The sequence below is a fragment of the Streptomyces sp. NBC_01092 genome, assembly GCF_045039535.1.
Taxonomy (GTDB): domain Bacteria; phylum Actinomycetota; class Actinomycetes; order Streptomycetales; family Streptomycetaceae; genus Streptomyces.
This window is the reverse complement of sequence record NZ_CP108659.1, coordinates 720935-735262: the sequence shown is the minus strand read 5'-3', so window position 1 is coordinate 735262 and position 14328 is coordinate 720935. Positions and strand designations below refer to the sequence as shown.

The 14328-nt window shown below is 71.4% G+C and carries 15 protein-coding genes; 6 read left to right on the top strand and 9 right to left on the bottom strand.

Annotation, left to right across the window (positions count from 1 at the left end):
- Window positions 1-50: 50 nt before the first annotated feature.
- Window positions 51-1337: a streptophobe family protein gene (locus OG254_RS03060; protein WP_405577028.1), complete on the bottom strand. Its 1287-nt coding sequence runs from the start codon at window positions 1335-1337 to the stop codon at window positions 51-53.
- Window positions 1338-1486: 149 nt separating this feature from the next.
- On the opposite strand from OG254_RS03060, the gene OG254_RS03055 reads away from it, so the two are divergent.
- The 4 genes from OG254_RS03055 to OG254_RS03040 all read left to right on the top strand — a co-directional run bounded on the left by OG254_RS03055 (window position 1487) and on the right by OG254_RS03040 (window position 4401).
- Window positions 1487-2641 (top strand): DUF6777 domain-containing protein, encoded by a 1155-nt coding sequence (locus tag OG254_RS03055; protein WP_405577027.1) that lies wholly within the window; start codon window positions 1487-1489, stop codon window positions 2639-2641.
- 99 nt (window positions 2642-2740) lie between these two features.
- Window positions 2741-3196 (top strand): ATP-binding protein, encoded by a 456-nt coding sequence (locus OG254_RS03050; RefSeq protein WP_405577026.1) that lies wholly within the window; start codon window positions 2741-2743, stop codon window positions 3194-3196.
- A 55-nt stretch (window positions 3197-3251) separates the two neighbouring features.
- A complete protein-coding gene (locus OG254_RS03045; RefSeq protein ID WP_405577025.1) occupies window positions 3252-3833 on the top strand; it encodes a DinB family protein in 582 nt (193 codons plus the stop codon).
- A 67-nt stretch (window positions 3834-3900) separates the two neighbouring features.
- Complete coding sequence (locus OG254_RS03040; RefSeq protein ID WP_405577024.1) at window positions 3901-4401, top strand: helix-turn-helix domain-containing protein; 501 nt, start codon at window positions 3901-3903, stop codon at window positions 4399-4401.
- A gap of 16 nt (window positions 4402-4417) precedes the next feature.
- On the opposite strand, the gene OG254_RS03035 is transcribed toward OG254_RS03040, so the two are convergent.
- The 3 genes from OG254_RS03035 to OG254_RS03025 all read right to left on the bottom strand — a co-directional run bounded on the left by OG254_RS03035 (window position 4418) and on the right by OG254_RS03025 (window position 6953).
- A complete protein-coding gene (locus tag OG254_RS03035; protein WP_351185952.1) occupies window positions 4418-5020 on the bottom strand; it encodes an ATP-dependent Clp protease proteolytic subunit in 603 nt (200 codons plus the stop codon).
- Between the two features lies 1 nt (window position 5021).
- Window positions 5022-5660: an ATP-dependent Clp protease proteolytic subunit gene (locus OG254_RS03030; RefSeq protein ID WP_351185954.1), complete on the bottom strand. Its 639-nt coding sequence runs from the start codon at window positions 5658-5660 to the stop codon at window positions 5022-5024.
- Window positions 5661-5744: 84 nt separating this feature from the next.
- Window positions 5745-6953, bottom strand: coding sequence for an epoxide hydrolase family protein (locus tag OG254_RS03025; RefSeq protein WP_405577023.1), 1209 nt, complete (start codon window positions 6951-6953; stop codon window positions 5745-5747).
- A gap of 123 nt (window positions 6954-7076) precedes the next feature.
- Between OG254_RS03025 and OG254_RS03020 the strand changes: the two genes are divergently transcribed.
- Entirely contained in the window at window positions 7077-7559 is a 483-nt protein-coding gene (locus OG254_RS03020) for a VOC family protein (RefSeq protein WP_405577022.1), read from the top strand.
- 8 nt (window positions 7560-7567) lie between these two features.
- On the opposite strand, the gene OG254_RS03015 is transcribed toward OG254_RS03020, so the two are convergent.
- The 5 genes from OG254_RS03015 to OG254_RS02995 form a co-directional block, all read right to left on the bottom strand.
- Window positions 7568-8464, bottom strand: a complete 897-nt coding sequence (locus tag OG254_RS03015; RefSeq protein ID WP_405577021.1) for an SGNH hydrolase domain-containing protein — start codon at window positions 8462-8464, stop codon at window positions 7568-7570.
- Between the two features lie 118 nt (window positions 8465-8582).
- Window positions 8583-9461, bottom strand: a complete 879-nt coding sequence (locus OG254_RS03010) for a geranyl diphosphate 2-C-methyltransferase (protein ID WP_405577020.1) — start codon at window positions 9459-9461, stop codon at window positions 8583-8585.
- A 50-nt stretch (window positions 9462-9511) separates the two neighbouring features.
- Window positions 9512-10561, bottom strand: a complete 1050-nt coding sequence (locus tag OG254_RS03005) for a family 2 encapsulin nanocompartment cargo protein terpene cyclase (RefSeq protein WP_405577019.1) — start codon at window positions 10559-10561, stop codon at window positions 9512-9514.
- A 16-nt stretch (window positions 10562-10577) separates the two neighbouring features.
- A complete protein-coding gene (locus OG254_RS03000; RefSeq protein ID WP_405577018.1) occupies window positions 10578-12008 on the bottom strand; it encodes a family 2B encapsulin nanocompartment shell protein in 1431 nt (476 codons plus the stop codon).
- 351 nt (window positions 12009-12359) lie between these two features.
- Window positions 12360-13367 (bottom strand): zinc-binding alcohol dehydrogenase family protein, encoded by a 1008-nt coding sequence (locus OG254_RS02995; protein WP_405594819.1) that lies wholly within the window; start codon window positions 13365-13367, stop codon window positions 12360-12362.
- 149 nt (window positions 13368-13516) lie between these two features.
- Here OG254_RS02995 and OG254_RS02990 point away from each other — a divergent pair, with 149 nt between their 5' ends.
- Window positions 13517-14317: a VOC family protein gene (locus tag OG254_RS02990; RefSeq protein ID WP_405577017.1), complete on the top strand. Its 801-nt coding sequence runs from the start codon at window positions 13517-13519 to the stop codon at window positions 14315-14317.
- The last annotated feature ends 11 nt before the right edge of the window (window positions 14318-14328 follow it).

The window sequence follows — 14328 nt, the reverse complement described above, 5'->3', positions numbered from 1 at the left end:
CCTGAAGCCGAGACCGCCGGCCGGTCGGCACGCGGGGGACGGCGGCCCGTTCAGCCTTCGCCCCCTGCCTGGACCCCGCCCCTGTGCCGGACCCGCCGCGCCAGCAGCCCGCCGAGGAACCCGGCCACCAGCCCCCACAGCAGCGCCAGTCCGAGGGCCGTCCACACCTCGGGCCGTAGGAACAGCTCGCCGGCCAGGTCCCCGCCCAGGTCGCCGATGCCCAGCACCGACAGGCCGTAGTGCGCGGAGATCCGGCCGACGAGGCAGATCATCAGCACCGTGAGGGCCAGCGCGACCGCCATGTGCACGGCGTGCTGCCAGGCCCGCATCCGGGCCGGCGAACGCCGTGCCATCACGAACGCGGCCGCCAGCAACAGCACCGCGTCCACGGCGACCAGCCACCACACCCGCCCGTCGTGCTCGGCCAGCGTGCCCAGGTTCAGCTCGGCGACCTCCTTGCCGCGCAGCACCTCGTCCAGCACATGCGGCATGGGCAGCCCGAACGGCCCGTCCACCCGGCCGTTCCAGGTCGCGCCGAGCCCGATCGTCAGGGCGAGCCACACCAGGTTCGGCATCCCGAGCAGGATCACCGCCAACGTCTCGGCCGCGTGCCCGCGCGTCGCCGCGACGACCAGGCCGATCACCACGCCCAGCCCGACATACGCGAGCAACAGCAGCACCATGGCGTACGCGGCCGGCCGCACCGACTCCTGGAAGCGCAGCAGCCGCCCCGGCAGCGGGGCCCCGCGCGAGACCAACAGGGCCAGCACCAGCACGCCCGCCAGCCAGAGCAGCCCGAAGAACACCGTCGCCGGGACGTCGGTGGTGAAGCCGACCTCGGGCGAGATGCCGAACAGGTCACCGAGGTCGCCGAGCTCCTCCTGCCCGAGGTCGCTCAGGGAGAGGGAGAAGGTCTGCCGGGCGGAGAAGGCCAGCGCCAGCAGCGCGGCCAGCCACAGCACGGCGATCCGCACGGCCCATCCCGCCAGCTCCCCGGCGCCCGCGACCGCCCGGTGCCGCAGCGGCCACAGGAAACCGGCGGCGAGCACGAGTGCGCCGGTGAGCGTGACGGACAACGGGATCACGGTCAGACCGGCATCGGACTCGGCCAGCCCGCCGGCGTTCCCCGACAGCTCGACCGTGCCGCCGACCGCTGTGACCATCGTCGCCGCGACGACCCGCGGGAAGGCGTTGTCGGGGAGTTCCCCGGCCCCGGCCGCCCACAGCCCCAGCGCCGCGACCACCCCCATCGCGACCAGCCCGGCCAGCACCACGGCGAGAGCCTGCACCCAGCCATGGGCGGCCACGGCCGGACGGGAGGAGGTCGCCGCACTCACCCTGCCCACGCTAAGCAGCGCCCGTTCGGTGCGCCCGCCGGGAGGGCCGTACGCGTCGGCTTGCGGGTGGCGCGGGATCGGCCCACAGAATGGGAGCGTTGCGAAATGCCATAGAAGGTGGCAAATCCGGTGAACTGGAAGAAGGCTTCGTGAGCGTCGAACCTCCGTCGTCCGACCGGCCCACAGGACCGCCGTCGGGTCCCCTGTCCGGCCCCTCCCAGCCGCCGTCCGGTCCGCCCTCGCAGCCCCCGTCCGGCGGCGGAGCGCCCGCGCCGGGCGGCGGCCCCGAACCCCACCGCCCGTGGTGGCGGTCGGCGCCCCGCATCGCGGCGCTCACCGCCGTGGTCGTGGCCGCGGTGATCGCCGCCGTCGTCCTCTCCCGCGGCGGCGGCTCGGACGGCGGCACCGGACAGAGCGGAGAGGTCTTCCTGCAGGCCGCGGACAAGGCGGGCCCCGACCCCTTCACCGAGTCCACCGCGACGGACAGCTCGGCCCCGCCCGTCACCCCACCCCCGCCCACCGAGCCGACGCCGTCGAACGAGGTACGCGGAGTCGACGGCGGAGCGCCGGGCCTGTACGGCGGGACCCGCAAGGTCTCCAGTTGCGACGTGGAGAAGCAGATCGACCACCTCCGGGCCGCCCCGGAGAAGAACAGGGCGTTCGCGTCGGTCGCCCGCGTCGACGCCGCCGACGTCCCCGCCTATCTGCGCTCGCTCACCCCCGTCCAGCTCCGCCTGGACACCCGCGTCACCAACCACGGCTACGTCGACGGCGCCGCCACCAGCTACCAGGCCGTCCTCCAGGCGGGCACCGCGGTCCTCGTCGACGACCGCGGGGAGCCCCGGGTGCGCTGCGCCTGCGGCAACCCCCTGACCCCGCCGGTCGCCCAGCAGGGCACGCCCAGGCGAACCGGCGACTCGTGGCCGTCGTACCGCTCCTCGAACGTCGTCGTGATCACCCCCGCACAGACGATCATCAACGTCTTCGTCCTCTTCGACGCCGACGGCGACGAGTGGGTCGCCCGACTCCGGGGCGACGACGGCGACAAGGACCGCAAGACGGACCGCCCGGCCAAGCCCACCCCGTCGGCGAGCGTGACGACGCCCACGTCACCGACGCCCCCGACGACCCCGCAGACGTCGACGCCGGAGACGTCCACCCCCGGGACGGACACGACGGAGCCCCCGACGACCGAGCCCGAGTCGCCCGACACCTCCGCCCCGCAGCCGCCCCCGGACGAGGACACGACCACCACCTCGCAGTCGGCGCCCACCTCGGCCGCACCACAGTCCCCGCCGCTGTGACGTACGGCGCCACCTGCACGGTGACTGCACGGCGCAGCTCTGGGTAACAGGACTGGTGCAGCAGCATCCGGCCGATGCCGGCTTCCGAGAGAGAAACGCATGATCGAGCACGTGGACGGGGCAGTGATACCTACTGGTTTCGACGTGCCCGTGGAACCGCTGAGACGGGCGGCGCACTACAGCGGTGAACCGGGATGCATCGCCGAGGCACGGTCCTTCGCCGCGCTGTTCCTCGGCAGGCTCAGGACCGAGTGGTGCGCCACGATCGGCGAGCCCGCCGAGGACAAGGTGCTCCTGGTGGTCAGCGAGCTGGTCACCAACGCCGATCGGCACAGCAACGGCCCGTACATCCTGGACCTGGAGGGCACGGACGACGCGCTGACGATCTGCGTGTACGACAGCAGCTCGGCCCTGCCCCGCCGTTACCCCAAGGACCCCGAGCGGGTCGGCCGGCACGGCCTGGAGATAGTGCACGCGCTCGCCGCTGAGGTCGCCGTCGAGCGGGTGCCGGTCGGCAAGCGGGTGCGGGCGGTGCTGCGCCTGGCCGACGAGTGAGGGGCGGCCGGAAATCCGGTGGCGGTCCCCCTGCCGACCGCCCATGCTCGCCCGTATGACCGATGTCACGAAGCCGGAAGAGGCGCTGCCCCGACGCAGCTTCGGATGGTGGGACATGTGGGTCGCCCCCGACGACGATCCCCGCAGTGACGGCGGCTACGTCGGCGAACTCGCGACCCTCGTCGGATATCTGAGCGACCAGCGGCTGACGTTCGAGATGAAGTGCGCCGATCTGGCCGCCGAGGACATGGCCCGCCGCTCGGTCCCCCCGTCCGACCTCTCCCTGCTCGGGCTGGTGCGTCATCTCGCCGGCGTCGAACAGGTCTGGTTCCGCCGCGTCATGGCCGGGCAGGACGTCCCCCGCCACTACCGCACCGAGGGCGACCCGAACGGAGAGTTCACCGGCGCCGTACCCGACCCCGCGGTCGTCGCCGAGGCCTGGGCGACCTGGCGCTCGGAAGTCGCCTTCGCGGAACGCTTCGTGGCCGAGGCCCCGAGCCTCGACGTCATCGGCAACGGCGGCGACGAGCCGATCGCCCTGCGCGAACTGCTGGTCCACATGATCGAGGAGTACGCCCGGCACAACGGCCACGCCGACTTCCTGCGGGAGCGGATCGACGGCCGCGTGGGGCAGTAGCCGCGATTTCCCCCAGGGCGGAACGCCGATCCCTTCCCCTGACGCCCGAGGTTCCTAGGCTGGGAAGGTGACCGAACAAGCGCCGAACGAAGCCCGCGTCATTCCCCTGCGCCCGCCGGCCGCCCGCCCGCCCGCGGCCCACCCGTCGGCCGCGCGCCCGGGAACGACCCGCCCCCCGTCCGACCGCCGGGCCACCGCCGCGCCGGCGACCGCGCCGAGCCCCCCGCGCCCCGCCGCCGTACCGCAGGCCCCCGCGCCCAGGGAACCCCTGTGGCGGGACCTCGTCGGTGACGTCCTGCGCCGTGAGCGCCTCGCTCAGGAGCGGACGCTCAAGGACGTGGCCGACGCCGCCCGGATCTCCATGCCGTATCTGTCGGAGGTGGAGCGCGGCCGCAAGGAGGCCTCCTCGGAGGTTCTCGCGGCCGCGGCCCACGCCCTGGGGCTCGGCCTCGGCGACCTGCTGTCGCTGGCGCAGGGCGAGCTCGTCCGGGTCACCGGCCGCCGGGTCCCGGGCGGCAGCCGCGCCAGGACGGGTTCGTCGTACGACGGGCTGTGCCTGGCGGCATGACGGATGTGCCGGCGCCTCAGACCCGCACGAGGCGCCGGCTCACCACCTCGTCGGCCAGCCCGTATGCGACGGCCTCCGGCGCGGTGAAGACCTTGTCGCGGTCCATGTCCGCCCGCAGGGTCGAGATGTCGTGCCGGGTGTGCCGCGCCAGCACCTCCTCGACCTGCGAGCGGATCCGGACCATCTCCTTGGCCTGGAGGGCGAGGTCGGACACCATGCCCCGGCTGCCCCCGGTGGCGGGCTGCCCGAGCAGCACGCGCGCGTGCTCCAGCACGAACCGTCGCCCCGGATCCCCGCCGGCCAGCAGCACGGCGGCCGTGGACGCGGCCTGCCCCACGCAGAACGTGGAGATCGGCGCCTGCACATACGTCATCGTGTCGTAGATCGCCATGAGCGAAGTGAACGAGCCGCCGGGGGAGTTGATGTAGATCGCGATCTCGTTCTCCGGCGCCGACGACTCCAGATGCAGCAGCTGTGCGATCACGACATTGGCGACGCCGTCGTCGATCTCGGTGCCGAGGAAGATGATCCGCTCCGACAGCAGCCGGCTGAAGACGTCGGAGGAACGCTCGCCGTGCGCGGTCCGCTCGACGACGTACGGAATCGTGTAGTTGCCCATGTCACAGCCCCATCCGTCGCTTCGAGGCGGCCGGGCGGACGTCCGCGAGGGACTCCACGACCCGGTCCACCAAGCCGTACTCCGTGGCCTGCTCGGCCGTGAACCAGCGGTCGCGGTCACCGTCCCGGGAGATGGTCTCCGGGGTCTGGCCGGTGTGCTCGGCGGTGATCCGCTCGATGGTCTGCTTGGTGAAGTCCAGGTTCTCCGCCTGGATCTCGATGTCCGCGGTCGTGCCGCCGATCCCGGCGGACGGCTGGTGCATCATGATCCGCGCGTTCGGCAGTGTGTACCGCTTGCCCGCGGTGCCGACGCTGAGCAGGAACTGGCCCATGCTGGCCGCGAATCCCATGGCGAGCGTGGAGACGTCGTTCGGGATGAGCCGCATCGTGTCGTAGATGGCGAGGCCCGCGTGCACCGACCCGCCCGGACTGTTGATGTACAGGCTGATGTCGGTGCGCGGGTCCTCCGCCGACAGCAGGAGCAGCTGCGCGCAGATCCGGTTCGCGGAGGCCTCGGTGACCTCCGTGCCGAGGAACACGATGCGCTGTCCGAGCAGTTGGGCGGCGAGATGGTCGTCGAACCGGGTCGGCGGGGCGTCGCCCTCCTCGGCACGGGGCGCGAGCGTCGAGAGTGGAGTCATCGGTTCTCCTCGTGGTGGGGATGCCGTCGACTCCACTGTTGACCTCGGACGACGCCGCTGGCCGGATTCTCTGCCCTCGGCAGATCAGCTGACGGCAGAGCCCTCCCGCAGCTGACGGAAGAACGCCCGCACGTCTCCCACGATGAGATCGGGCTCCTCCATCGCCGCGAAGTGCCCGCCCCGGTCGAACTCCGTCCAGCGCACCAGGTTCTCGGTGCGCTCCGCCTTGTGCCGGAGCGGGATCTGCGGTTCGGCGGGGAAGAGGGCGAGCGCGGTCGGGGCGGAGGACGGCTCGGAGGGCTTCGCCACCCGGCCCCGCGCGTGGGCACGCTCGTAGTAGATGCGGGCGGACGAACCGGCGGTCCCGGTCAGCCAGTACAGCATCACGTTGGTGAGCATCCGGTCCCGGTCGATCGCCTCCTCCGGCAGTTCCTTGGAGTCCGTCCACTCCCTGAACTTCTCGACGATCCAGGCGAGTTGACCCACCGGTGAGTCGGAGAGCCCGTACGCCAGGGTCTGCGGCCGGGTGGCCTGCTGGTGGTAGTAGCCGATCCCGTCCCGCGACCAGGCCGCCCACCGGCGCCACGAGGTGAGCGCCCGCTCCCGCTCCTCGGGGCTCAGCGCGTCGAGTTCCTGCGGGGTCGGCTCGGTGGCCGCCTGCGCGCCCGGCAGCAGATTGAGATGGACGCCGATGACGCGCTCGGAATGGGCCCGGCCCAGCTCACGGGAGATCGCCGCGCCCCAGTCGCCGCCCTGCGCGCCGAACCGCTCGTAGCCGAGCCGGCGCATCAACTCAGCCCACGCGTCGGCGACCCGGCCCGCCTCCCAGCCGGGCTCGGTCGTCGGCCCCGACAGCCCGAACCCCGGGATGCTGGGCACCACGACATGGAAGGCGTCCGCCGGATCGCCCCCGTGCGCGGCCGGATCGGCCAGCGGGCCCACCACGTCGAGGAACTCCACGATCGACCCCGGCCAACCGTGCGTGATGATCAGCGGCGTGGCGTCCGGCTCGGGCGAGCGGACGTGGGCGAAGTGCACGTTCGCCCCGTCGATCGTGGTCATGAACTGCGGCCACTCGTTCAGCCGGGCCTCAGCCGCACGCCAGTCGTAGGTGTGCCGCCAATGCCGTACGAGGTCGCGCAGATAGTCGGTCGGCACGCCGTACGCCCATCCCGCACCCGGGATCTCGTCGGGCCAGCGGGTGCGGTCGAGGCGGTCGTGGAGGTCGTCGAGGTCGCTCTGCGGGATGTCGAGGCGGAAGGGCCGGACGCTGTCCATGGGCGAAGACGTCATGCCGGGATGCTAGTTCGTGTGGGTGTATCGGCCACCTGGATTTGTCGACCCTCCGGCCGATGAGTTTCGCGGCGCGGACCGGTCGACACACATGACAGCGGATCCACGCTCCAGGAGGTACTCATGGCAACCGACGGTTTCACCACGTGTCTCTGGTTCGACGGCCAGGCCGAGGAGGCCGCCCACTTCTACGTCTCGATCTTCAAGAACTCCAGCGTCGGCAAGGTGGCGCGCTACCCCGAGGGAGCGATGCAGCCCGCCGGCAGCGTGATGACCGTCGAGTTCACGGCCAACGGCCACAAGTTCCTCGGTCTCAACGGCGGCCCCCAGTTCAAGTTCACCGAGGCGACCTCCTTCATGATCTTCTGCGAGAACCAGGAGGAGATCGACCACTACTGGGCCAAGCTCACCGAGAACGGCGGCGAGCCCGGCCCCTGCGGCTGGCTCAAGGACAGGTTCGGCCTGTCCTGGCAGGTCGTCCCGGACCGTCTCGACGCGATGGTCACCGACCCGGACCCGGTGAAGGCGGCCCGCGTGACCAAGGCGTTCATGGCGATGCAGAAGTTCGACATCGCCGCCCTGGAGAAGGCCTACGCCGGCGAGTGAGACCCGCCCTACCGGCTCTCGCGGATCACCCGTGTGATCTCCCGGGCGATCCGCAGGATCCCGGGTGAGCGGACCGGGCACGGCTTCGGGGTCGAGGTCGTGGGCGCCAGACAGAAGTGCAGGTAGTCGTCATCCCGGTGCAGGGCTGTCCGGCCGCGGCCCGGCTGGGTGCAGTACGCGTCGTGTGCGCGCTCGTACGCCGTGCACGGCAGGTACTGGACCCAGGAGTGGCGGGCCCCGGCCGCGCTCACCGTCCCGCCCGCGTCGGCGAGCAGACCGCCTGAGGCACCGGCACGCAGCTCGTACAGCGAGTTCACGAGCCTGACCCGCTCCGGCGTGATCGGGTCAGGACCCTGGAGCACCCAGACGATCCGCGTCTCGCCGGCCGCGGCGATCTGCTCGGTGAGCCTTTTCGCGTCCGCCTCGTACCGCTCGGCGTACCTGGTCCGGGAGGCGTCGTACGTGATCCCGTCCATGCACGGCGTGTAACCCCAGGCGTTCCCCCAGAACTGCAGCACCACGAAGTCCGGCCGCAGCCGGCGCACCAGGGCGGCCGCCTTGTCCGCGTCCGGGACGAGGGATCGCTTGCCCGTGCCCTCCAGGTAGTCGCAGAGGGTGGTGCCCGAGTAGGGGGCGCTCGTGTACGTCGCCCGCAGCTCGCGGCGCAGCTCCTGGCCGAGCACCCGCTGCGCCTCCATCGCGAGCGAGTCGCCCAGATACAGCACGGTGGGCGGTTTCGCCGGGTCGGTGCTCGGTGAGGCCGAGGCCGGCGCCCGCTGTTGGGTGGTCACCGACGCCCTCGGCACCGCCGGAGGCGGCGCGGTCTCCGGCTCCGACGCCGGATCCCCGCACGCGCCGAGCAGCACGGCGGCCAGCAGCGGCCCCACGATCCACGGCTTGCGCATACGGCGACTCCCGCCCCGGACACCGAAAACGGCTCCCCAGGCAAGCACGGCCCGGCGCAAGGGGGAAGACACCCGTCGGCCACGAAATGCCCGTGGCCGACGCCTGCCCGATGGACTGTCAGACGCGGTCCGCCGCGATCAGCAGATACTGGAAGCTGCCGTTTCGGTACGCGTTCAGGAACGTGTCCTCGATCCCGGTCACCAGGTGATCGGCCTCGCGGCGCAACTCCCAGTAGGGGATGGTCGCCGCCGTCAGGTCCTGCACATGGACCGGGACGAGGCGGTTGCGGGCCAACGCGCGGAAGTACGCCGAGCGTGGATGGATGTCGCAGATGTAGTGGGCGTTGATGAGGGAGACCTCGCGCGAGGCGCGCCCGTAGGTGTCGTTGTAGCAGCCGGTGATCACCACGTAGCGGCCGCCGCGGCGCAGCAGCCGGGCGTGCTCGGCGAACAGCAGGTCGAGCTCGACGTACATGGTGGACTCGTTGTTCCAGGAGGCCGCGTACGCCCCGGTGGACAGCCCCGTGTCCAGCATGTTGCGGTGGTGGTAGCGCACCCGGTCGTCGATGCCCCGCTTGCGGGCCTGCGCGTTCGCGAACTCGGCCTGCTTCTCGGAGATGGTGACGCCGTCGGCGTGGCAGCCGTAGCGCAGATTGGCCACGACACTGCCGCCGCCGCGCCCGCAGCCGGCGTCGAAGACGCGGTCGGCGGGGGACAGGGGGCCCAGGCGCACGGCGAGGAGTTCGGCCTGGGCGTGCTCCAGCCGGTGCAGTTCGGTGGTGATGCGCTCCTTGCGCAGCCCGGGATCGGGTTCGTCGAGCACGGAGCGGTCGGCGTCCCCGATGCCGTAGTGGTGGTGGTACAGGTCGTCGAGCTTTCCGAGTTCGAGGTTGACCGGGTTCTCCTCGGCGTTCCAGTAGTCCGCGACGCGGGTCTGGTACGTGGACTGGGTCGGCACCGATGCTGCCTTGGTGTCGGCTTCGGGGGCGATGGTCAACGGGGACTCCTCGCGTTGGTGCGTGTGACGTTCTGTCATTCGATCGCGCTCTACCAGTAGTTGGGCAGGTGGTATCGGTGGGTGTTGGTGGAGTGCCACTCGTGGTTCCCGGCGACCCAGTCGGACAGGCCCCGGGCGTAGCGCTCGACGAGCGGTGAAGTAGCGGCGAGCAGGGCCGACTCCTCCTCGAACGCCTCCATGATCTGGTTGTGGATCTCGACCGCCTTCAGATAGGCGGCCTTGAGACCGCAGCGCTCGTTGGCGGCGATGACCTGCGGCAGGTTCAGATGGGTGGGGTCGCTGGCCAGTTCCTTGGTGAAGGAGTACAGGTCGTTGACGATCGTGGTGGCATTGCACGCGAGCGCGGTGACGCGCTGGATCTCGGGGCGGGCGTACACCGCCTCGGGCAGTTCGTAGCCGTCGATGGCGTCGACGATCGACAGACAGGGACGGAAGTTGTTGAACTGCCGCATCACCAGGTACTCCCACACATGGGGGACGTACCGCGTCTCGCTCCAGGCCGCCTCGGCCAGGTAGCCCAGATGCAGCCGGGCGAGGTCGTGCACGAGCCGGTCGGTCTGGCTCGGCGTGGCGAGGGCCGCGTAGTCCTTGAGTGCCCAGTTGTACGAGCGCAGCGGACCGTCGCCCTGCATGCCGTGCGCCCACTGCTCCTGGAACTGAGGGGTGGCATGGAACGGATCCAGAGCCGACTGGGCCATGATCAGCCGCCCGCCGAGTCCGCTGCGTGACGCGCCCCTGCCCTCGTCCTCCTCGCAGTAGCAGTTGTCGACGATGTTCTCGGCCAGCAGCAGCTTCCCGGCCGCCGTCAGCCGCTCCAGGTCGGCGCCGGCCGGATGCTGAAGCACCACGGCCCGGCCGAACTGGAAGCCGGAGAAGTCCCCCGACCAGGCCGCCGGGAACAGGTCGAGACGGCGGGCCCAGTCCTCCAGCCTGCGGTCGACCTCGTCGACCTTCTCCGGGTCGGCGGGGCCCACCTGCCGGTAGCGCAGCCCCGGGATCGCGCCGCCGCGCCGGGCCCGGATGGTCCGGGCGAGGTTGGGCGGCCCGGGCAGGGGCGGCCAGGAGGCGGTCGTACTCATCGGGTTCTCCGGGCGGTCACTCAGGGGTCCGGCCGATCTGGGCGTTCTCGAGGATCCCGACCGCGTCGGGGACGAGGATCGCCATCGAGTAGTAGGCGGTGACGAGGTAGCGGATGATCGAGTTGGCGTCGATGCCCATGAACCGCACGTTCAGCCCCGGTTGGTGCTCCTCGGGGATCCCGGTCTGGTACAGCCCGATGGCTCCTTGGTCGCCCTCGCCGGTGCGCAGCGCGATGATGCTGCTGGTGTGCTGCGGGCTGACCGGGATCTTGTTGCACGGGAAGATCGGGACACCGCGCCAGGCGGGGATCTCGTGCCCGTCGACATTCGTCGTACCGGGCACCAGGCCGCGCCGGTTGCACTGCCGGAAGAAGGCCGCGATCGCCTTCGGGTGGGCGATGAACAGCTTGGTCTTGCGGCGCATCGACAGCAGCTCGTCCATGTCGTCCGGGGTCGGCGGCCCGGTGAAGGTGCTGATGCGCTGCCCGTAGTCGGCGCTGTGCAGCAGGCCGAAGTCCCGGTTGTTGACCAGCTCCCACTCCTGGCGCTCGCGGATCTCCTCGATGGTCAGCCGCAGTTGCTGCTCGGTCTGGTTCATCGGGTTGTTGAAGAGGTCGGCGACCCTGGTGTGCACCCTCAGCACGGTCTGGGTGAGGGACAACTCGTACTCGCGGGGCGCGAGATCGTAGTCGACGAAGCCACCACCGATGGTCGGCTCGCCGACATGGCCCGCCTGCACCGGGACGTCGGCCTCGCCCTTGCGGTTTATGGGCAGCTGCTGGCGCTCGGCGTATGCCGACAGGTGCTCGGCGAGGGACGGTGCCCGCTCGGTGAACTCCTGGACCACCGTCCAGGGCAGCACCATCAGCACGCCGGAGGTCTCGGCGCGCACCGAGCTCAGCCAGAGCGGGTCGGGCTGGCCGATGGCCTCGTCGCCGATCTGGTCGCCGTCGGTGACGACGCCGAGGATCTCCTCCTCGCCGTACTTGCCCTCGGCGAAGCGGGTGAAGCGGCCGTGCACGACGAGGTAGGCCTCCTGGACCGGCTGCCCGGCCTCGACGAGCACCTGGCCGGCCCGGACCTCGCGCACCCGGAACCGGGTCGCGACCTCCTTCAGGACGTCCATGTCGGTGTATCCCCGCAGGACCGGCAGTTCGGTGAGCGTCTGGGGGATGACCTTGATGTCGTCGGCGCCGTTCTGCTCGAACTGCACCCGGCCGCGGCCGACGCGCAGTTGCAGACGCCGGTTGACGCGGTAGGTGCCGCCCTTGACGTCCACCCACGGCAGCATCTTCAGCAGCCACCGCGAGGAGATGGCCTGCATCTGGGGTTCGGACTTGGTGGTGGTCGCGAGCTGGCGCGCGGCCTCGGTGCTGAGACTGGTGAGCGGTCCGTCGGGGGCGGGGTCGTCGGCGGCGGGTCCGGTGACGCTCTCGGGTACGGACACAAATCCCTCCCTGGAGGGTGATCAGGGGTGAGCGGAGTGGTCGATGACGACGGCAGCCTCTCGGCGCGAAGACGGCGGCCTGGTGGCACTGGTGGGCCGTACGCGTCGCATGGACAAGACAAACAGCGTGGGTGGTTTGCCCGGTACGGCGTGAAGGGGGCGGTTTCACCACCTGGGTTGCGCAAACGCTCCCTCGAAGCTGAGGGCGCACGGGCAGGTCACTTCACGCCGGTCGCGCTCGCCCGGCGGGGCGGGTACGGGGGAGCGCGGGCACCGGCTCGCCCGTACCCCGCGGGCGCCGGGGGCGCCGGGGGCGCCGGGGGCGCCGGGGGCGCCGGGGGCGCACAAGGCTCAGGACAGGTCGTTCACGAGCACGGCCGCCCCGTCGAACCGGCCCGCCTTGAGGTCCCGGAGCGCTTCGTCCGCCCGCGACAGCGGATACGTGTGCGTCGTGGCGTGCACGGAGTGCTCGGCGGCGAGCGCCAGGAACTCACGGCCGTCCTCGCGCGTGTTGGAGGTGACGCTGCGCACCTGCTTCTCGTAGAACAGCTCGCTCTCGTACGTCAGCACCGGGATGTCGCTGAGGTGGATGCCCGCGATCGCGAGCGTCCCGCCCCGGTCGAGGGCCCGCAGCGCGACCGGGACCAGCTCACCGGCGGGCGCGAACAGGATCGCGCTGTCCAGCGGCTCCGGCGGCATCGCGTAGGCGTCCCGCGCCGAGGCGGCGCCCAGGTCGAGCGCCAGTTTCCGGGCGTCGGCGCCGCGCGTGAGGACGTGCACGGTGGCGCCCTCGGCCATCGCCACCTGCGCGCACAGATGAGCGCTGCCCCCGAAGCCGTACAGCCCGAGCCGTCCGCCCCGAGGCAGGGCCGAGCGGCGCAGCGCGCGATGGCCGATGATCCCGGCGCACAGCAGCGGCGCGAGCGGCACATCGTCGAGGGCGCCGGGCAGCCGGTAGGCGAACGCGGCCGGCACGGTCGTGTACTCGGCGTATCCCCCGTCGGCGTCCCAGCCCGTGTACGAGGAGGCCGGGCACAGGTTCTCCGACCCGCGCACGCAGTAGCCGCACGTGCCGTCGGTCCGCCGCAGCCAGGCCACGCCCACCCGTTCCCCGACGTCGAAGCCGCTCACCGCGGCCCCGAACCCCGCCACCGTCCCGACGACCTCGTGCCCGGGCGTCACGCCGGCCCGGTGCACCGGCAGATCGCCCTCGGCGACATGCAGATCGGTGCGGCACACCCCGCACGCGCGCACCCGCACCAGCAGCTCGTCGGCCCCCGGCACCGGAACCGGCTTGTCGACCAGTCGCAGCGGCCCCGCCTCGACCGGCCCCGGATCGACCACCGACCACGCGCGCATCGTCCCGTCCGCCATACCGAGTCCCGTCCGTCGACCGGCCGCCGTCCCACCCAGTCTGGAACGGAACCGGGCATTCGGCGCGCGCCCCGACCGCCCGATGACTAGCGTAAGAATCCGGACAACTCACCGATCCGGGAGAGGGCCGCACCATGGCCGCGAAACCTGAAGGAACCCCGATCTGGGCCGACGCGATGTTCAGTGACATCGAGGGGGCCAAGAACTTCTACGGCGACGTGCTCGGCTGGACGTTCGGCGAGCAGTCGTCGGAGTACGGCAACTACACCCAGGCCTACGCGAACGACAAGGCCGCCGCCGCGGTCGTCCCGCCCATGCCGGGCCAGGAGGGGCAGTCGGCGTGGTGCCTCTACCTCGCCACCTCCGACGTCAACGCCACCGCAGCCAAGATCCGGGACAACGGTGGCGAGATCCTGATGGAGCCGATGGCGGTCGGCGAGTTCGGCAGCATGTGCCTGGCCCGCGAGCCCAGCGGTGCCGTCTTCGGCCTCTGGCAGGCCGGTACCCACGAAGGCTTCGAGGCGCCGGTGGAGGAGCCGGGCGCCTACTGCTGGGGCGAGGTCTTCACGCGCGAGCGGGAGAAGCCCGACACGTTCTTCCCGGCGGTCTTCGGATACGGCGCGCAGCAGATGGAGGACGAAGCCGTCGACTTCCGGATCTACTCGATCGGCGACGACATGGTCCTCGGCCGGATGCGGATGACGGACGAGTTCCCGCCCGAGGTCCCCTCCTACATCAACGTCTACTTCACGGTCGAGAACTGCGACGACGCGGTGGCCCGGGCCACCAAGCAGGGCGCCGTCCTGCGCTTCGGCCCGATGACCTCGCCGTTCGGCCGGTTCGCCGCGCTCAGCGACCCGCAGGGCGCCAACTTCTCGGTGATCGACGTCACCACGACCGAGGGCGAGATGCCACCGACGACCGTCGTCTCGTGATCGATGGCCGA